Below are 16,739 nucleotides of genomic sequence, written 5' to 3'. Positions count from 1 at the left end.
CATGCGGGCCGGCACGACTCGATCCGCGCAACGCCAGCACCGTGCGGGTGCGGGACGGCGCCAGGTCCAGGATGGCCGATCCCGGGAAGGGCACGCACTGTTAGGCAGCTTTTTAGTGGTCAGGGTCGAGACGCTGGAAGAAGCTTTGAATTGGGCTGAGCTCAGCCCGAGCGCATCGGCCGGGTACACGCAAGTGATCCCGGTCCTGCCGATCACCCGCGCGTAGGCGCTCGTCTGCGCTTGCATATGGCGTCAAGCTGGCGGTAAGCGCCGAGGAACGTACCCCTACTGGCCAGACCGCTGCGCCGCCTGTTCGATCAGTGCGGCGACTTCCCGCGGATGGGACTCGAACACCGCATGGCTTGCACCATTGATCTCGACCGTATTTGCGTGAGCGCGCGCTGCGTACATACGTTCGAGGTCCGGACTGATGATCTTGTCAGCCTTCGCGACCATATACCAGCTGGGCTTGGTCTTCCATGCCGGATCCGAAACCTGCGCCGAGAACTCCGATGCTGCCAGCGGTATCTGCGCATGCGCTTCGAAATCGGCCTGCGCGCGAGGCAGGTCGGGTGCGAACTGCGACGGATAGTCGGTGGGTTTCAGGTAAACAAAATGATCCGTCGTTCCGACGATCGATAGCGGGCCGACCGGGTACTTCTTGCCGTTGTCCCCGATGGTTTCACCGGCGTCGAGCGCATGCGCGGCGATGTACACCAGCGACGTCACGTGGTCGTCGTTCCCGGCTTCACTTATGATCGCGCCAGCATAGCTGTGGCCGACGAGTACGCACGGACCATCGAGGCTATCGAGCACGCGCTTCGTCGCAGTAACGTCGTCGTTGAACGACGTCAGAGGTTGCTGCACCAGTGTCACGTGGTAACCGTCCTTCGTCAGGATGTTGTAGACGGGACGCCAGCCTGCGGCGTCGGAGAACGCGCCGTGGACCACCACGATGTTCTTCACCGGTGCGGCAAAAGCAGGCGCGGCGGCAGTGGCAAGCAGGCAAAGTGCGGCGGCGGCCTGCGCCGCTGCAGAGCGTAACGTGAGAAAACGCATGGTCAATTCCTGAATAAGGAAAACGTCAAAAGTAATTAGGATTATTGAATGAATGGAAACGAGAATCGCAATATCGCAACATGGTTCGACCGCGCTTGCCGGGAATGGGGCAGATCATCGGCACCAACGGCCACAGAGGACCGACATGATGATGCGTTAGAACTGCGGCGCGATGCCGTCTTTTTCGACGAAGAGCACGTGTGCGTCATAAACGCCACGCGCACCCGGTGTCACCACGAGGAACACCTTCTTCCCTGCCATCAGATCCGTTCTGCTCGCCGGAACCGGCGTCACGACGGGAACGTTCTCCGGCACTGTCACCGTGCTGGAACCGCCCTTGTATGACAGATTCAGTTCACGGCCGCGTGTGCCGGTGACAACCGACACCACGTTTGCATTTGTCATCGTGCTGTTGGGACCGAAGTCATAGGCGAAATGCCCTTCTGCCGTACCGCGTGCTGCCTCGGGAAAAACGATCATCGAAGTGGCCGTCAATTTTCCATCGCCGCCCGTAATCGCCGGCGTTCCCACGTAGGAACCGATCTTGGCGTCGGAAAGCGTGGCGGGCTTGAGAGCCGAAACGCCGACGTCCGGTTTGACATCGATCGATACGGTGTCGCCGCTCTTCCGGTGTACGGTCAGCAATTCGCCTTTGAACGACACGATATCGCCGCGAATCCGTTCCGGTTTGACGTCGGGCGTTTGCGCGAAAGACGCGCTCGAAAACGCAAGGGCAGCGAACAAAGCGCCTAGTTTGTATTGAATCGACACGAACTACTCCATCTATATGAACGGGCTTGAATCACGACGCCACAGGCTGGCGGACATAGCGGTTGCTGGATACGGTCTCCAGCGCCGGGAGTTGTGTGCTGCCGGAGCGCAAATGACTCACGCCAGCAGGTTCTTCATGCCAAGGACGTCGATCGGCTCGATCGACGGGGGATTTGCCAGCATGTCGTCGGCGCCGGCCATCAGGGCGCTGGCAATCCTGCCGCTCAGGTGCGCCTGGCGATCCGCTTCACTCGCAAAAGCGTCGAATACGCCGAACGTCGTCGGCGACAGCTTGAGGGCGAACCAGATTGGCGTGGTCGACTCCCGATTGGCCATCTCCAGCCCATCGGCAAGGAAGTTTGCTACCGCCTGCTCCTTTCCCGGTTTGGCTTCAAGTCGGACAAACAAGGCGTGCTTGATCATCTTCGTTCTCCAGTGCTCCGCATGAAGGGGTCATGCGGTGATCGACACTGTACAAACGCAACGCGCTGGAGAATACTGTCCCGATCGACAATTTTGGTATCAATGCTGCCATGCGGATTTATGTTCTCGCGCTCGAGGGGGTGTTCGATACGGGCCTCACCACTGTGCTCGACAGCTTGACGATGGCCAACAGCCTTGCGCGCACGACAGGGGTGGCCACGGCGGGCTTCGACATCACCGTGGTGGGAATGCGCCCTGAAGTACATACCGAGCTGGGGTTGCAAGTGCCCGTGCGAGAGGTGCCCGACGCGCCTGCGCCGGATTGGGTCGTCTTGCCCGCGCTTAACCGCACGTCGCCCGAGGCGCTTGTGCCGGCGCTCGCTCGCGACGATGTGGTCGATGCGCTTGGTGCTTTGCGCGCGTGGCGAAGTGGCGGCGCGCGCGTTGCAGCCGCATGTACGGGTACATTCGTGCTGGCTGAAAGCGGCTTGCTCGACGGTTACGATGCCACGACCACCTGGTGGCTTTCGCCGCTATTCCGGCAGCGCTACCCGAACGTACACCTCGACGCGCACCGGATTGTCGTTCCCAGCGGCGGTGCCATAACGGCAGGGGCGGCCCTGAGCCACCTCGACCTTGCGCTCTGGTTGATCCGCAACCACAGCCCTGAGCTTGCGGCGCTCGTTGCAAGGTACCTCGTATTCGACTCGCGACTATCGCAGTCTGCCTATGCGATCTCCGATCAGCTCTCTCACTCGGATGTGCTCGTCGAGCGGTTCGACCGCTGGGTGCGGCAACACCTCGGCACGGCGATCTCACTCGACGTCGTTGCCGATGAACTGGCGACCAGCAAGCGGACGTTGACGCGTCGTCTGAACGCGGTGCTGGGTAAAACGCCCGTCGAGTACATTCAGGATCTGCGAATCGAGCGCGCCGTCCATCTGCTCAGGACGAGCGAACTCCCCGTCGAGCGCATTGCTGAGCAGGTTGGGTATGCGGACGGCCACACGTTGCGAACGTTGCTGCGGCGGCGGATAGGTAAGGGTGTACGTGAGTTGCGGGCGTCGTGAGTCGTCGTGGCCACGCACGGTCGCGTTTGCGCCTGGGAAAGACTGTTTTGCACGAGTGGAACAGGTCGATCGCAGGGTGATGATTCCTGAGCCAGCATGGATAGGATGAGGTCCTGATTCTCTATCTTTGCCAGCACGTCTTGCGCTCGCCCGGTTGTCATCCCTTATGCGCGAATGCGAGCACGATTGCGTTGCCTAGTTCGTCGGCGATGCTGGCCGATGCGCCCGGAACCGAGAACATCGTGAACTCGACATCGGGCAGTGCGGGCAGGCCGGCATCCGGCGCGACCGCACGCAAGCCATGCACGAGTTGCGTATGCACGACCGGCGTCACCGCAAAGCCAGCCTGCGCGGCGGCGCACAGGCCGGCGCCGCTCGAACACACCAGTGCGATCCGGTAATCGAGGCCCGCGCGGGCGAGGGCGGAAAGCGCGGCCTCACGATACGGGCACGGTTCCGGAAACAACGCGAGCGGCACCGGCGCGCCGGACGTAAGCGAAGCCCACTCCGCGCCAGCCCACACGAGCGGCTCTCGCCATAGCACGCGTCCGGGACGCGAATCATGGCAGCGTCCGCCGATCACCACGTCGAATTCGCCCCGGTCCATCGCCTGCAGCAGTTCGGCAGGAATGCCGACCCTGACGCTGAAGGCAATGCGCGGATACCGCACCGCGAACGCCTGCATGACATTCATCAGCCTGACGTTGGCGAGGTCTTCGGAAAGACCAACCCGGATCGCACCTTCGCTGGGCCCGCGAAGCAGTTGCGCATGCGCATCATGGTTGAGCGCGAGGATGGCGCGCGCGTAGCCCAGCAGAAGTTCACCGTCCGGTGTGAGCGTCACCGAGCGCGTGGTACGCACGAGCAGGTCCCGGCCGGTCTGTTTTTCCAGACGTCGCAGATGCGCGCTAACCGCGGACTGCGTTAGATTGAGACGGACGGCGGCGTGCGTGAACCCGCCTTCCTGGACGACGGCCACGAAAGAGCGCAGCAGAACGGTATCGAACATGGTCCTTCCAATACAGTGCGAATTGAACTGAATAGGCTCTTGATACTTCGTTTATATTTTAAATCGAAATATGTTGTGATGGCGGCAGTCAACCCACGTGGAGTATTGCCATGCCGACCTTGCTGCATATCGAATCGTCGCCACGCAAGACGCGATCTGCTTCCCTCGACGTTGCGCGCGCCTATCTGGAGGCTTATCGCGGCGCTCATCCAGATCACTCGATCGACGTGCTCGACCTGTGGTCGATTAACTTGCCGGAATTCGACGGCGATGCGCTCGACGCGAAATATGCGGACCTGAGCGGCACGCCGCTCAGCGAAGCGCAGCAGCAGGCGTGGGCGGACATCCGGCGCCTCGCGCAGCGGCTGCACGACGCGGATACGTTGTTGCTCTCTGTGCCACTGTGGAATTTTTCTATTCCGTACAAGCTCAAGCATTTCATCGATGTCGTGTCGCAGCGAGACATCCTGTTCTCTTTCGATGAGCGTGGGCTTCAGGGCTTGCTGAAAGACAAGGAAGCGGTAGTGATCTACGCGAGAGGACTCGACTATTCGATCGACTCAAACACCCCCGCCCATTCGTTCGATTTTCAGCGGCCTTATATCGAAGCGTGGCTGCGATCCGTCGGTATCACTAACGTTGAATCGGTTGTCGTCGAGAAAACGCTGTTTGGACCCGAAGTCGACCACGCGGCAAGGCAGGCTGCACGCGAGCGGGCTGTGGCGTTGGTGGGGGCGGCTTCTGTTTCGGCTGGTAGATGAATTGTCCGAAGCTACAAACGCGTGGGCCAAGGCATCGAATTAAAGGCCCACGTTTTTAGCTGCGGGCATTCGTGGCTCTAGAGTCTGTGTCTTTTTTTTCGACCTGTTGGATGCTTCCGGTCGAAAAAAAGAACTGTATGCATAAAAAAAGCGCACCTCTGAGAGCGTGCGCTGCGACAAAAGAAGGGCAGGGTAGGAGGATCGACCCTTCATGTAGTCAAGTCCGTCTACAGCCTAATCCGCCTTCACGCCTTCAACCTGAATCTGCAGGCGAGTCAACGTCCTGAAACCGTAATTCGTGCCCCAGGTCACGCCGTACTCGGCGCGGTCGAATTGCGCGCTGGCTTCCGCACCACACACTTCGCGCTTGATCAGCGGGTTGATGAAGCACTTGAACGAATCGATCTTCAACGTCAGTGGTTTGGTGACCCCGTGAAATGTGAAGTCGCCCGATACTTCGATTGGCGTGTCGCCGTCGAAGCGCAGCGCACTACCTTTGAACGTCGCAGTCGGATACTTGCTGACATCGAAAAATTCATCCGATTTCACACGCGTATCGAGTTGCGCGTTACCCGTGTCAATCGACGCGGTGTCAATCGATACGTCGATCACGCCAGTCTTTGCAGCGCGATCGAGTGTCACGACGCCGCTGCTTTTCGTGAACTTGCCCCGCCACACTGAAATGCCGCCGAAATGGTCGGCCTCGAAACTTGGATAGGTGTGCCTCGGGTCAAGGTTGTAAGTGGTTGTGGCCGCCATCGCTGATCCTGCGATCAACGCGAGAGCGCAAGGTGCAATCAGGTACTTGTTCAAATCAGACTCGCTAAGTGTCGATGATGGGCTGCGGCGCGGCTGGACCCAGCCACGCGGCGATAAGGCTAGCTAGCTCACGAACGCCGATGCAGAAAGTCGACGACAAGTTTTGTCGTCGCGGCCGGCTGTTCTTCCGTGATCCAGTGCCCGCAATCGGGGATGGTCACGTTTTCGACGTGATCGGCGGCACACCGTATCACTGCGCCGATCATAGGGCCGAATGTCGCTTCGCCACCCAAGGCCAGGACGGGCATCTGAAGCTTGCCCTGCGCGAGGAATCTCCTGTTGTCGGCCGCATCCTGGCTGAACGCCAGGAACTGCGCAAAGCTCGCTCGCATTGCGCCGGGTTGCGCATAGAGCGCTGCGTAATGCTGGCGCTTCGCTTCATCAAACCGCTTCGGGTCCCGGGAAAGTTCGTTCCAGAAGCGGTCGAGATAGATGCGCTCGCGGCCGGCGACGAGGCGCTCCATGTCTTTACCACCGAAGCCAAAGTGCCACATGGCCGGATCCTGTGTGATCTGATCCCAGGGGCCGACGCCGGGCAGCGGCGCATCGATCGCTACCCATCGGTTCACGCGCTCGGGGTGGGCGGCGGCCACTGCGAAGCCGACCATGATGCCGATGTCGTGCGTCACCAGGTCGGCCGTATGCACACCTAGAGCGTCCAGCACGCCCACCACGTCCGCCGCCTGATTCTTCTTGTCGTAGCCGCCGTCGGGCTTCGACGAGAGGCCCAGGCCACGCAGGTCAGGCACGACGATCATGTGGTCTTCGATGAGTGCGCTCGCCAGGTGACCCCACATGTCGCCCGTTGTGCCGAAGCCGTGCAGCATGACGACGGCGGGACCATGACCGCCGACCCGCACATGGATGGATGTACCGTTGGTTTCGATCGTCCGCGTCTGCATCGCAGCCGGGAAGGGATAAATCCCATCTACGTGGGCATGCTCGTTCATCTGTGTACTCCGGGTTTGCTCGTGGTTGGGGATTGGCGGCTAGCCTTTGTTCTCCAGGCCCGCGTGAGCGCTCATGCGGTGACCGACACTGTACAAACCTGGCGCACCAGAAAATACGGTCCCAATCGACAATTTTGGTATCGATTCGGCCATGCGAATTTTCGTCGTCGCACGAGGGGGCGATACGGGTCACTGCTGTGTCCGTCGCGAGTTGCGGGACTTCGCGTGTCGCCGTGACCTATCTGGAATTCAGCGATTCTTCTGCTGTCTTTGCCGTTCGAGTCCGTTGCGCATCTGGCCAGCAACGAATGCGCTGATCGTCACCACGAGGTAGATCGCGACGAGATCGTGGCGCCAGGCATCCAGAGCGAGCTGATGGGCAACCAGCTTTGGATCGGGGGGCGGGAGTATGAAGCTCTTTGTCTCGACGGTTCGCATCATCTGGATAAAGCCTCCCGCAGACAGCAGCGGCAAGAGGATGGCGAACGTGAGCAATGCGGGTTTCATGCGTTGCGCCAATGGATGATGACGCAACCGGAACCACAGTCCGAGGCATCCATGTACCCAGCCGGGAGCGAGCAGCGCAAGCTGCAGTCCCTGCGTGCCACTCGTGAGCAGCGTGATGACGACGCGCTCATAGTTTGGCTCGAAGCCGTAGAGCGTGGAGGCCAATCGAGTTGTCACCGCGTGGCGGATGAGCAGCAGCGGCAGGCTGAGGCCTGCCCAGAGGCGGATCCATTCTGCCGGCCCTAGCGTCCATTGGCGGCGCGCGTAAATCGTATGCAAGGCGAGCGAGAAGTGCAGTGATGCCGCACCGTAAAGTACGAAAGTGCCCGGGATGCTACGCCAGAGCCACAGCGCCACCAGCAGACCGCGCCCGGCAAGTTCCAGTGACCAGATGGCGAGCGCGTGATTGATCAGATGGAGGAAGAGATAGGTCAGCAACACAATGCCCGACCCGAGTTGAAGGCGGCGCAGAACGGATTGCACCCGAAACCTCAATTTACGGATGCGCGGGACATGCCATCGACGCTACTCGTTTCCGACTGCAGAGAGCGTTGCGTGGCACACGGCGCGCAGTCATCCGGGCTCGCTGCGTACTGACATACCGATTCGGCGAATCGCGATAACGCCGAAATCGAACCGCATACGCTGTGGTATTCCTCGCGGCCGATTCTTCCATCGAGGATGACTGTCAATCCCGATTCACGGGCCAGGTCGATGATGTCCATTTCGATTCCCCATTTCGTGTGTCCTGCCTGCTAGACCGTACAAATGCGCCGGATATTCCGTGCTAAACGGACACCAACCCTGCGGCAACGTTTATCAAGAGCAAGCGGGGTTGCAGCAGCGCCGCGAAAGGTTAGCGGATGACAGGGCGCCTGCAACAGGAGTTCATGTTGCGGGAATAGAACGGACGACACAGCAGTCTAGTGCTTGAACCCAGCCGGCGGAGGTCCACTGGGTGATTCGGCGGTCTATACCTTCTGAACCCCCAATCGAGAGCACATCATGTCATCAGATACTCCTTCCGATCCGTCGCGCCGCAGCGCGTTGAAATGCCTCGCCTACGGTGGCGCCGGCACGCTGTTCGTCCTGGCCGGCGGCATTCTCACACCAGTCGAATTAGCGCTCGCCGCAGGTACGGCTGACAAGTCGGCACCTTCAGGCGTGCCCCTGTTCCTTCAGATCAGTGACACGCATATCGGCTTCAACAAGGAAGCGAATCCGGATGTCGCTGGCACGCTCAAGGAGACGATTGACTTCGTCAATGCGATGCCCGTCAAGCCGGCACTGACGATACACACGGGCGATATCACCCATCTCTCGAAGGCAGCGGAATTCGACCTTGCGGCCCAATTGATGTCGGGGCTGAATATCACCGAACTGCACACCGTGCCCGGAGAACATGACGTGACAGACGGGCCCGGAACCGAATACTTCCAGCGCTTTGGCAAGGCCTCGGACAACAAGGGGTACTACAGCTTCGACCACAAAGGCGTGCATTTCATCGGGCTCGTCAATGTGATGCATTTCAAGCCGAATGGTCTGGGAAGTCTTGGCGACGACCAGCTTGAATGGCTGGAAAAGGATCTGAAGGGGCGCTCGTCCAGTACGCCGATCGTTGTCTTCGCACACATGCCGATGTGGACGATTTACGAACCGTGGGGATGGGGCACGGGCGACGCCGGCCGGGCGATGGACTACCTGAAACGGTTCGGCTCGGTCACCGTACTGAATGGACATATCCATCAGATCGTGTCCAAGGTGGAGGGGAATATTACCTTTCATACCGCGCGCTCGACGGCCTATCCGCAACCGACGGCCGGCAATGGCCCAGGGCCCATGCCACTCAAGGTGGCGAGCGATCAGCTTGCCAGCATGCTTGGCGTGACCAGCATCAAGATTTCGCGTCACCCGCTCAAGGCGACGCTTTCCGACGCGACGCTCGTCTGATTGCAATCACCACCTACTTATCAAGCAAGGAACCGGATCATGCTATCTGCCATCTTTCGTCGTACGCGGGTTGTCTCTGTTGGAGTCGGGATGATCGTGGCGGCGCTAACTTCAGGGATGACTGTCGCGCAGGCGCAAGACGCCAATGCTGTGCTTATCAAGAATTTTATGTTTTCACCGATGTCTACCACGATCAAAGCGGGTTCGACGGTGACCTGGAAAAATCTGGACGGCGAACCGCATACCGTGGTGAGTGACTCCGGCCTGTTTCGCTCCGCCGCGCTGGATCAGAACGACACCTACCAGTTCAAGTTCGACAAGCCGGGCGTCTACAACGTGTTTTGCGGCATACATCCGAACATGAAGGAAGTCATCACTGTGCAGTAGATGTGATCTGATCGACGTTGACCGGCTCGAACTCGCGTCATTCTGGAGTTCGATCCGGTCAAGTCTCGAACGTGGGCCGACTTTATGGTAGCGGTGCTTTTTCTACGCGCAGTCCCGCTAACGTGACCCGCAGACCATGCTGTTCGAGATTGTTTTGCATCTGGAGCGATGCATGGTGACGCTGCGCAATTTTTAGCGCAATCGCCAGCCCGAGACCGCTGCCTTGCTCCTTGGTACCTGCGCTGCGATAAAAGCGATCGAATACGCGTTCCCGTTCCTCGTCGGGTATGCCCGGGCCGCTGTCGGATACGCAAACGCTGATCGTCCCGGCTTCGCGCGTGAGAATGACATCGACCTTGCCGCCGTGCGGCGTATAGCGAATCGCATTGTCGATCAGGTTGCTCAGCAACACTTCGATGCCAGCGGGTTCCACACTAGCCTTGTAGGTTTCATCCGCCGGCCCGGCTGAAGCGCATACGAGGCCGAGATCGATCTGCTTTTCCTCCGCGAGTAGCGAAAAATCGGCGACTACACGCTCGCACAGCCGGCGCAGGCTTACTGACTGGAAATGGGCGCCTATCTGCGCTTCCTCGCGGGCGAGCGTGAGCAACTGGTGTACAAGATGGATGAGTCGATTGAGGCGACCTTCGATGCGCTCGAACGTCGTCTTGTTTCCGATCAGTGATCCATCGCGCTCGGCGGACTGTAATTGAAGTTTCAATGCGGCCAGCGGCGATCGCAGTTCGTGCGCGGCATCCGCGACAAACGTCCTTTGCGTTTGTGACGCTACATCCAGTCGATGCAGCAGATCATTCAATGCATTGACGAGTGGCCTGACCTCGAGGGGTGTAGCTGCGTCGAGGTGCAGCGGTTCGAGCGAATCGAAAGATCGTGTAGTCAACGCGCGGGAGATTTCCGCTAGCGGGGCAAGTCCGCGCCCAACAACGAAAAGAACGATCGCGATGATGACCGGGAAGAACAGTGCTAGCGGCGCCAGTGTGCGTAATGCAAGGCGAAGTGCGAGATTCTCGCGCACGGAGACGGGTTGCGCGATCTGTACGAAGCGAGTGCCTTGCTGAACCCCATATACGCGCCAGTGGTACTCGTCATGTTCGATTGTGCGCAGACCCGCCGGGAAGCGTGCAAGATCAATTCCACCCAGCGATCTGTAGACGCTCCCGCCTGCCTGATCCCAGACTTCGATGAAAAGACGGTCTTCGGACAAACCTTCGAAATCAGGCTTGCTTTGCAGGATAGTATCGGTGGTGCTGATGTTTGCGGGAAGCGATTCGGCGACCGTGCGGAGCTCGAAATCAAATAGCTCGCTGGCTTCGTCGCGCGCGGTGTGGAAGATGCCATAGCCCGCTGTCAACGCCGAGACCGCGAGGCCTGCAATCAGCCATCCCAGCAGCCAGCGCCGGATCGACGTCATACGCATCGCTTGATCCGGTAACCGACACCATGCACGGTTGCTATCTGGTCGGAACCGATCTTGCGCCGCAGACCCTGTACATGCACTTCGATCGCGTTTCTGGCGATTTCTTCACCGCATCCGTACAACTTGTCTTCGAGTTCCGAACGGGTATAGAGCGCGCTTGCGACAGGCTCGCCGATCATCTCGTCATCTTCTACCAGCAACAGGCGCATGGTGCGATTTCTCCAGAATGACTGGATTGTCGCGGCCTGTTGCTTATCAAAGCCTTAAGAGGAGGAACCCGACCCTGACCTCAAACCTTGCCACTCATCCGATCCATCAACGCGAGCAAATCTGCGAGTGTCTTTTTACACTTGGCCTGGCTAGGTGAATTTTCGCGAAGGGCCTCGAGCGCGTCGTCGATTGACTTGTCGAGTTTGTGCCAGTCTGCGGCGGCGCGTGGCTTCAGTCCCGCTTCGGCCTCGTCCCACGACGTTTCCAGGTCCTTGATCCGCTTTTTTGCACCCGCGAGGTCGTTGGCGTCGACCAGCTTCGAGGTGTCGGCAACGATCAGGCGGAACTTCGAAAGATCGCCAAGCTTCGATGCCTCTGTCGCAGCGTTTGCCGACGAGATGGGCGACAGTGCTGCAAGCCATTGCGGCGTATGCATGGCCGATGCGTGACTGGCCGCGACGGCAGTGGCTGTTATGAGCAAGAGTGCGGAATTGACGATGGCACGCTTCATTGTTGATCCTCCGGTTGAAAGATGACGGTGAACGGGTAAAAGAGGGGCGTGCAACTAGGTACTGCTGATCCTGCTTTGCCGGACTCTCGCAGCGGTATGCAGGAACACCAGGACGACAATGACGGAGAGAAAGGCAATGCTGGTGACGACCGTACCCAATCCAAGTCCCCCATACTCAGTTGCCTGGGAGAGAAGATCACCGAGTGACGCGCCAAAAGGCCGGGTCAGAATGTAGGCAAGCCAGAAGATCAGCACGCGATCGGCGCCGAGGTAGGCTGCAACGCCCATCATGACAAGCATGACGCCGAATATGACGACGCCGAGACTGAACCCGAGCCCTAACGCTTCGGTCGCAAGGTCTCCCGCTGCCGTGCCCAGTGCAAACGTGACGAGGATCGCCGTCCAGTAAAAGAGTTCGCGATTGCGGGTGACGATCGTGTGAATGGAGAGGGTTTTTTCTCTGTAGTACCAGGTCCCGAAAATAAAGCAGAGTAGTACCGCGAATACAGCCGTGCTCGTGTAGAGGCTGACGCCAAGTACATCAGTGAGCACGTCTGTCAGTTGCGTGCCGACCACGCTTACCAGCACGACAGTCAGCCAGTAGATCCACGGCACATAGGCTCGTTTCCTTAACTGTGTAACGAGCGAGGCAGCCAGCGTGGAAAGCGTGATTGCTATCGTCAACGTGGCGCCGAGGCCGACATGGACAGCAAGGTAATCGGCACCCGTCTCGCCGACCGTGGTGGACAAGATCTTGATTGTCCAGAAGGCGATCGTGACCTCCGGAACCTTGTTTTGCATCGGTGCGACGTGTCGATGTGACATTCCTTCTCCCCATTTTTCGCGATACCTGGCTCGGTAATCGAGGTGCAGATCAGAACCTCAGGCTGCACTATGAGGGCGCATTGCTTATCGAATGCTTAGGTGATTACAGAATGCTTTGTTCTTCTTTCAAGAACGCCGTTTCGCTGTCACGCGATACCTTGGAAAGGTTGGTGTTTCCCTTATGCAATGCTTAAGAGATCGAGAGGCGATGCAATCGGGGGCACGGATTAACGAAGGAAACGGCAGCCAACTGTTCACGCATCGCCGATGAATTCAGCACGCCGGACCAGTGATATGGACTTATCGATGGGGATAGGCGATCACGTCACTATCGACGCTTAGCCGGACGCGCTCGCCAACGTTTGGAGAACGGTGCCCCGGCACTCTTGCGCGAATGATAAATTGCGCAGCGTCGGATAGTTGGAGGCAGATATCTGCGTCCCGTCCGTTGTAAGTGATGCTTGTTACCAGCGCGTCCTGAACATTACTGTGGTCCGCCGCCATTTCGGATGCGGACAGAAGATGGATCTGTTCGGGCCGTATCATGACGTCGACTCCTCCATCGGGAACAGGCGCGACGAGTTGCAGCGCTCCGAGCGGGCATATCGCGATGCCGTTTTCCGCGATGCCGGGCAGCAATACCGCATCGCCGATGAACGCGGCGAGTTCACGGGTCGCAGGTCGCCGGTAGAGTGTTTGAGGCGCGGCACGCTGGATAAGCTTGCCCTCCCATAGCACGGCCACTTCATGTCCAAGCGACAGTGCTTCCGCCTGATCGTGCGTGACCAGTATGGCCGTTGCGCCCGTTGCCGCGAGAGCCTCGGCGACGGCTTCCCGTGTTTCGAGTCGCAGCGCGGCGTCCAGCGACGAGAACGGCTCGTCCAGCAGCACGAGCGAAGGGGAAGGCGCAAGCGCACGCGCGAGTGCCACACGCTGTTGCTGACCACCCGACAACTGTTGTGGCATGCGCTGCGCGTAGTCATCGGACAGACCCACCAGCCTCAGGAGTTCCGCGACACGATGATGCGCGCGTCGCTGTGTGCGCGGCAGCCCGAACACAATGTTCTCCGTCACCGAAAGATGCGGGAAGAGCGCGCCTTCCTGAGGCACGTAGCCGATCCGCCGCTGCTCGGTCGGCACATGCAGGTTGTCGTCTACGACGCGTTTGCCGTCGATTTCGATCGTACCGGCGTCGGCGCGATCGAAGCCGCACAACACCCGCAGCAATGTCGTTTTGCCGCCGCCCGATGGGCCGAGCAACGCGAGCAACGTCCCCGGTTGGACGGCGAGATCGACGTCATGCAGTACGGCACAACCGTTGAAGGCTTTGCGCAGCCCGCTGATTCGGAGTTCGCTCATTTGGAAATCAATGGGGATTCGGAGGCGCGCGCGGTCAGGGCCGATCGTCCCAGCAAGACGAACAGCACGCCCGATGCGCACAGCGAAATCGCCGTCATGAGTGCCGCATAGGGCGCGGCCGCGGCGAATGCGAGCGTCGATGTGTCGGACCAGACTTGCGTGGCGAGCGTATGGGTATCGATGGGGGACAGCAGCAATGTTGCGTTGAGTTCCGTCACGACCGAGATGAACACCATCGTGGCCGCAGCGCCAAGTCCAGGCGCGGCCAATGGCAGGAGCACGCGCACGAAGGTTTGCATCGCATTGAGACCGAGTGCGCGTGCCGTGTCTTCGAGACGCGGCTGAGCTTGCATCAACGCGGCCCGCACGCTGACGAGCGCGAGCGGCATGAAGAGGATCGCGTACGCCACGATCAGCAGTGTCGTGCCTTGATAAAGCGGCCGCAATGCATGCACCGCGAGCGAGACGATTGCCAGCGCGACCACGAGGCCGGGAACACCTTGCGCGAGAAACACCGTGCGCTCGAATACCGTCGCGAGCCGCGCAGGGTAACGTGCGAGCAGAAATGCGAGTGGCAGGACCAGCAGCGTTGTGAGCATCGCCGCAGCGAGACCGAACCCAACAGATGACAGCGTCGCGTTGAACAGCAGTTCCGGCGAGACTTCGGCGGGCGTTATGGCGGCTACGCCTTCCTGTGTCAGCCAGTAACCGATCATGCCGAGCGGCACGCCAAGCGTGACGATGCCCAGCGCAGCGAAACCCGCCAGCACGAGCCAACGCCAGCCGCCCAGTTCGTAACGCAGGGCAGCCCGCCTCGCGCCGCGATCGACGCGTTCATAGCGAGCGCTGCCGCGCACGCGAAACTCGAACGCAAGACAGACGAGACACAGCAGGATCAGCAGACACGCGAGCAGCGAAGCGCCGCTGTTGTCGAAACTGGTGCGGTATTCCGCGTAGATTTCGGTGGTGAAGGTGCGAAAGCGCAGCATCTGGAACGCGCCGAATTCCGACAGCACGCCCAACGCGACCAGCAGCATCCCGCCGAGCAGCGCAGGCCGCAATTGCGGCAGCACGACGCGCGCAAAGGTCGCCCAGCGTCCGCAGCCAAGCGCGCGGGCACTTTCTTCAAGCGCGGGGTCCATGCCGCGCAACGCGGCCGCAACGGGCAGATACACGAGCGGAAAATACGACGACGTGATGACGAGCAGCGCGCCCGCGAAGTCCTGCAGATCGAGGCTGATCGAAACCCACGCGTAGCTCGTGACGAAGGCGGGCATCGCGAGCGGCGCTGCGCTGGCGACAGCCCACAGGCGACGGCCCGGCACATCCGTGCGTTCGACGAACCACGCGGCCGCCGTACCGATGACAGCCGACGCCAGCGTCGCGCTGATCGTGATCAGCAGCGTATTGCCGAGCAACTCACCGACGAGCGGGCGGAACACGAGTTCTGCTGCATCGCTGAAACCGACGGTCGTCGCACGGTAGAACGTGAACGCGAGCGGCAGCAGCACCAGCAGCGCACTGACGGCAGCGCCCGCCAGCAGGCCGCGGGGCGCGCGCTTGCCGTCGCGCGCGCGGACATCGGCAGAAACCTGGATCGCAGCGACAGCTTCGCCGATGTCGGTCACCTCGCTCACCTGTCGTTCCTTTACAGCAGACCGGCCTGGCGCAGCAGCTTGCCCGCCTGGCTGTCGTCGCCGAGTTGTTCGAGTGTGAGAGACGGCGGCTGCAATTCGTTGAACGGCTTGAGCAGCGGGTCGGGTGCGACGCCGGCATGCAGCGGATATTCATAGCTGACGTGGCTGTTTGCCATCAGCGTCTGGGCGCGCTCGCTCACCAGATACTTCAGGAACTGCTGCGCGCCGTCGGCGTTGTGCGCGGTCTTCATGATCGCCGCACCCGATACGTTCACGAGTCCGCCGACGTCGCCATTCGTGTAGTGATAGATCGCGCTGCGCGTGGACTTGTCACCCAGCTGGGTATGAAGACGCGCCCAGTAATAGTTGTTGATCACGCCCGTGACGACGCCGCCACGATTCACGGCGGCCACGACACCTTCGTCGTCGTCGAAAATCTGCGCGTTGGCCTTGAGGCCCTTGAGCCATTGCAGCGTTTGCGCTTCGCCCTTCAACGCGAGCACGGCGCTTACCAGCGGCAGAAAATCCGCGTCGCTGGGCGCAATGCCCACCTTGCCTTTCCACTCGGGCTTCGCCAGATCGAAGATCGACGCGGGCAGTTGCGAAGGCTGGATCTTCGTCGTGTTGTAGGCGAGCACGCTTTCGCGAGCGGTCACGCCGACCCATTGTCCCGTCGGCGAACTGTAGCGCGTGGGAATGGTGCCGATGGTGGCGGGATCGACTTTGCTCAGCAGCCCCTTTTCTTCGAGCAGCATCAATTCGGGCGAATTCTCGGTGAAGTACACATCGGCGGGCGATGCCGAGCCTTCGGCGACAAGTTGCGCAGCGAGTGCCGGACCTTCGCCGTTGCGGACCTTCACTGAAATGCCCGACTGCTTTTCGAAGTCTCTCGCGAGCATGTTCATGACCTGCTCGTGTTGCGCGCTGTACACCGTAATCGATGCGGCGTACGCGCCTGTCGCACCTGTGGCGGCGATCGACAGCGACAGGGCCGTCACGCGCGCCGCGTGACGCATTGCTCCAAACCAGGAACGGTTCATGAATTCAACCTCT

Annotated in this window: 19 protein-coding genes and 1 pseudogene; 5 read left to right on the top strand and 15 right to left on the bottom strand. The window is 60.2% G+C overall.

Annotation, left to right across the window (positions count from 1 at the left end; translation table 11 throughout):
• Window position 1 precedes the first annotated feature (1 nt).
• On the top strand, window positions 2-226 hold the full coding sequence (locus C2L65_RS47305; protein ID WP_081920902.1) for a YciI family protein: 225 nt from the start codon (window positions 2-4) through the stop codon (window positions 224-226).
• Between the two features lie 59 nt (window positions 227-285).
• Here C2L65_RS47305 and C2L65_RS27340 read toward each other — a convergent pair whose 3' ends face one another.
• From C2L65_RS27340 to C2L65_RS27330, 3 genes are all read right to left on the bottom strand, one after another.
• Entirely contained in the window at window positions 286-1,059 is a 774-nt protein-coding gene (locus tag C2L65_RS27340) for an alpha/beta fold hydrolase (RefSeq protein WP_042307558.1), read from the bottom strand.
• Between the two features lie 156 nt (window positions 1,060-1,215).
• On the bottom strand, window positions 1,216-1,830 hold the full coding sequence (locus C2L65_RS27335) for a hypothetical protein (protein ID WP_042307560.1): 615 nt from the start codon (window positions 1,828-1,830) through the stop codon (window positions 1,216-1,218).
• Between the two features lie 117 nt (window positions 1,831-1,947).
• Window positions 1,948-2,253 (bottom strand): putative quinol monooxygenase, encoded by a 306-nt coding sequence (locus C2L65_RS27330; RefSeq protein ID WP_042307562.1) that lies wholly within the window; start codon window positions 2,251-2,253, stop codon window positions 1,948-1,950.
• A gap of 110 nt (window positions 2,254-2,363) precedes the next feature.
• Here C2L65_RS27330 and C2L65_RS27325 point away from each other — a divergent pair, with 110 nt between their 5' ends.
• Window positions 2,364-3,323, top strand: coding sequence for a GlxA family transcriptional regulator (locus tag C2L65_RS27325; protein ID WP_042307564.1), 960 nt, complete (start codon window positions 2,364-2,366; stop codon window positions 3,321-3,323).
• 157 nt (window positions 3,324-3,480) lie between these two features.
• On the opposite strand, the gene C2L65_RS27320 is transcribed toward C2L65_RS27325, so the two are convergent.
• The gene (locus tag C2L65_RS27320) at window positions 3,481-4,332 is read right to left on the bottom strand and encodes a LysR substrate-binding domain-containing protein (protein WP_042307566.1); all 852 of its coding nucleotides are present in this window, start codon (window positions 4,330-4,332) and stop codon (window positions 3,481-3,483) included.
• Window positions 4,333-4,442: 110 nt separating this feature from the next.
• Here C2L65_RS27320 and C2L65_RS27315 point away from each other — a divergent pair, with 110 nt between their 5' ends.
• On the top strand, window positions 4,443-5,093 hold the full coding sequence (locus tag C2L65_RS27315; protein ID WP_042307568.1) for an FMN-dependent NADH-azoreductase: 651 nt from the start codon (window positions 4,443-4,445) through the stop codon (window positions 5,091-5,093).
• A 234-nt stretch (window positions 5,094-5,327) separates the two neighbouring features.
• Here C2L65_RS27315 and C2L65_RS27310 read toward each other — a convergent pair whose 3' ends face one another.
• From C2L65_RS27310 to C2L65_RS27295, 4 genes are all read right to left on the bottom strand, one after another.
• Window positions 5,328-5,852, bottom strand: a complete 525-nt coding sequence (locus C2L65_RS27310) for a YceI family protein (RefSeq protein WP_103254602.1) — start codon at window positions 5,850-5,852, stop codon at window positions 5,328-5,330.
• 128 nt (window positions 5,853-5,980) lie between these two features.
• Window positions 5,981-6,862 (bottom strand): alpha/beta fold hydrolase, encoded by an 882-nt coding sequence (locus C2L65_RS27305; protein WP_042307571.1) that lies wholly within the window; start codon window positions 6,860-6,862, stop codon window positions 5,981-5,983.
• A 249-nt stretch (window positions 6,863-7,111) separates the two neighbouring features.
• Window positions 7,112-7,852, bottom strand: coding sequence for a hypothetical protein (locus C2L65_RS27300; protein WP_081920904.1), 741 nt, complete (start codon window positions 7,850-7,852; stop codon window positions 7,112-7,114).
• An 8-nt stretch (window positions 7,853-7,860) separates the two neighbouring features.
• Entirely contained in the window at window positions 7,861-8,094 is a 234-nt protein-coding gene (locus C2L65_RS27295) for a hypothetical protein (protein WP_042307576.1), read from the bottom strand.
• Between the two features lie 280 nt (window positions 8,095-8,374).
• Between C2L65_RS27295 and C2L65_RS27290 the strand changes: the two genes are divergently transcribed.
• Both C2L65_RS27290 and C2L65_RS27285 read left to right on the top strand, forming a co-directional pair.
• On the top strand, window positions 8,375-9,319 hold the full coding sequence (locus tag C2L65_RS27290; RefSeq protein WP_042307578.1) for a metallophosphoesterase family protein: 945 nt from the start codon (window positions 8,375-8,377) through the stop codon (window positions 9,317-9,319).
• A 39-nt stretch (window positions 9,320-9,358) separates the two neighbouring features.
• Window positions 9,359-9,706: a cupredoxin domain-containing protein gene (locus C2L65_RS27285; RefSeq protein WP_042307580.1), complete on the top strand. Its 348-nt coding sequence runs from the start codon at window positions 9,359-9,361 to the stop codon at window positions 9,704-9,706.
• Between the two features lie 82 nt (window positions 9,707-9,788).
• Here the strand turns inward: C2L65_RS27285 and C2L65_RS27280 are convergent, their stop codons facing one another.
• From C2L65_RS27280 to C2L65_RS27250, 7 genes and pseudogenes are all read right to left on the bottom strand, one after another.
• Window positions 9,789-11,138 carry a sensor histidine kinase gene (locus C2L65_RS27280; protein WP_042307582.1) on the bottom strand — a complete coding sequence of 450 codons (1,350 nt, stop codon included), beginning with the start codon at window positions 11,136-11,138 and terminating at the stop codon, window positions 9,789-9,791.
• Window positions 11,135-11,293: pseudogene (locus tag C2L65_RS27275) on the bottom strand (winged helix-turn-helix domain-containing protein); the annotation flags it as partial. The gene C2L65_RS27280 and the pseudogene C2L65_RS27275, both read right to left, overlap by 4 nt.
• A 140-nt stretch (window positions 11,294-11,433) precedes the next feature.
• Complete coding sequence (locus C2L65_RS27270; RefSeq protein WP_042307586.1) at window positions 11,434-11,865, bottom strand: hypothetical protein; 432 nt, start codon at window positions 11,863-11,865, stop codon at window positions 11,434-11,436.
• A 54-nt stretch (window positions 11,866-11,919) separates the two neighbouring features.
• Window positions 11,920-12,666 carry a COG4705 family protein gene (locus C2L65_RS27265; RefSeq protein ID WP_042307588.1) on the bottom strand — a complete coding sequence of 249 codons (747 nt, stop codon included), beginning with the start codon at window positions 12,664-12,666 and terminating at the stop codon, window positions 11,920-11,922.
• Between the two features lie 324 nt (window positions 12,667-12,990).
• Window positions 12,991-14,049 carry an ABC transporter ATP-binding protein gene (locus C2L65_RS27260; protein WP_042307590.1) on the bottom strand — a complete coding sequence of 353 codons (1,059 nt, stop codon included), beginning with the start codon at window positions 14,047-14,049 and terminating at the stop codon, window positions 12,991-12,993.
• On the bottom strand, window positions 14,046-15,677 hold the full coding sequence (locus tag C2L65_RS27255) for an ABC transporter permease (protein WP_427910184.1): 1,632 nt from the start codon (window positions 15,675-15,677) through the stop codon (window positions 14,046-14,048). Before C2L65_RS27255 ends, C2L65_RS27260 begins: the two co-directional genes overlap by 4 nt.
• 20 nt (window positions 15,678-15,697) lie before the next feature.
• Window positions 15,698-16,726, bottom strand: a complete 1,029-nt coding sequence (locus C2L65_RS27250; protein ID WP_042307593.1) for an iron ABC transporter substrate-binding protein — start codon at window positions 16,724-16,726, stop codon at window positions 15,698-15,700.
• Between the last annotated feature and the right edge of the window lie 13 nt (window positions 16,727-16,739).

Origin of the sequence: Paraburkholderia terrae (assembly GCF_002902925.1) — a bacterium.
Taxonomy (GTDB): domain Bacteria; phylum Pseudomonadota; class Gammaproteobacteria; order Burkholderiales; family Burkholderiaceae; genus Paraburkholderia; species Paraburkholderia terrae.
The sequence above is the reverse complement of the archived record's forward strand: the minus strand, read 5'-3'. Positions and strand labels throughout refer to the sequence as shown.

Bases quoted from the DNA above. Each gene is read 5' to 3' on its own strand.
- C2L65_RS27305 (WP_042307571.1), bottom strand. From the start codon at position 6,862: ATGAACGAGCATGCCCACGTAGATGGGATTTATCCCTTCCCGGCTGCG.
- C2L65_RS27340 (WP_042307558.1), bottom strand. From the start codon at position 1,059: ATGCGTTTTCTCACGTTACGCTCTGCAGCGGCGCAGGCCGCCGCCGCA.
- C2L65_RS27265 (WP_042307588.1), bottom strand. From the start codon at position 12,666: ATGCAAAACAAGGTTCCGGAGGTCACGATCGCCTTCTGGACAATCAAG.
- C2L65_RS27285 (WP_042307580.1), top strand. From the start codon at position 9,359: ATGCTATCTGCCATCTTTCGTCGTACGCGGGTTGTCTCTGTTGGAGTC.
- C2L65_RS27290 (WP_042307578.1), top strand. From the start codon at position 8,375: ATGTCATCAGATACTCCTTCCGATCCGTCGCGCCGCAGCGCGTTGAAA.
- C2L65_RS27320 (WP_042307566.1), bottom strand. From the start codon at position 4,332: ATGTTCGATACCGTTCTGCTGCGCTCTTTCGTGGCCGTCGTCCAGGAA.
- C2L65_RS27260 (WP_042307590.1), bottom strand. From the start codon at position 14,049: ATGAGCGAACTCCGAATCAGCGGGCTGCGCAAAGCCTTCAACGGTTGT.
- C2L65_RS27310 (WP_103254602.1), bottom strand. From the start codon at position 5,852: ATGGCGGCCACAACCACTTACAACCTTGACCCGAGGCACACCTATCCA.
- C2L65_RS27330 (WP_042307562.1), bottom strand. From the start codon at position 2,253: ATGATCAAGCACGCCTTGTTTGTCCGACTTGAAGCCAAACCGGGAAAG.
- C2L65_RS27280 (WP_042307582.1), bottom strand. From the start codon at position 11,138: ATGACGTCGATCCGGCGCTGGCTGCTGGGATGGCTGATTGCAGGCCTC.
- C2L65_RS47305 (WP_081920902.1), top strand. From the start codon at position 2: ATGCGGGCCGGCACGACTCGATCCGCGCAACGCCAGCACCGTGCGGGT.
- C2L65_RS27295 (WP_042307576.1), bottom strand. From the start codon at position 8,094: ATGGACATCATCGACCTGGCCCGTGAATCGGGATTGACAGTCATCCTC.
- C2L65_RS27250 (WP_042307593.1), bottom strand. From the start codon at position 16,726: ATGAACCGTTCCTGGTTTGGAGCAATGCGTCACGCGGCGCGCGTGACG.
- C2L65_RS27315 (WP_042307568.1), top strand. From the start codon at position 4,443: ATGCCGACCTTGCTGCATATCGAATCGTCGCCACGCAAGACGCGATCT.
- C2L65_RS27270 (WP_042307586.1), bottom strand. From the start codon at position 11,865: ATGAAGCGTGCCATCGTCAATTCCGCACTCTTGCTCATAACAGCCACT.
- C2L65_RS27325 (WP_042307564.1), top strand. From the start codon at position 2,364: ATGCGGATTTATGTTCTCGCGCTCGAGGGGGTGTTCGATACGGGCCTC.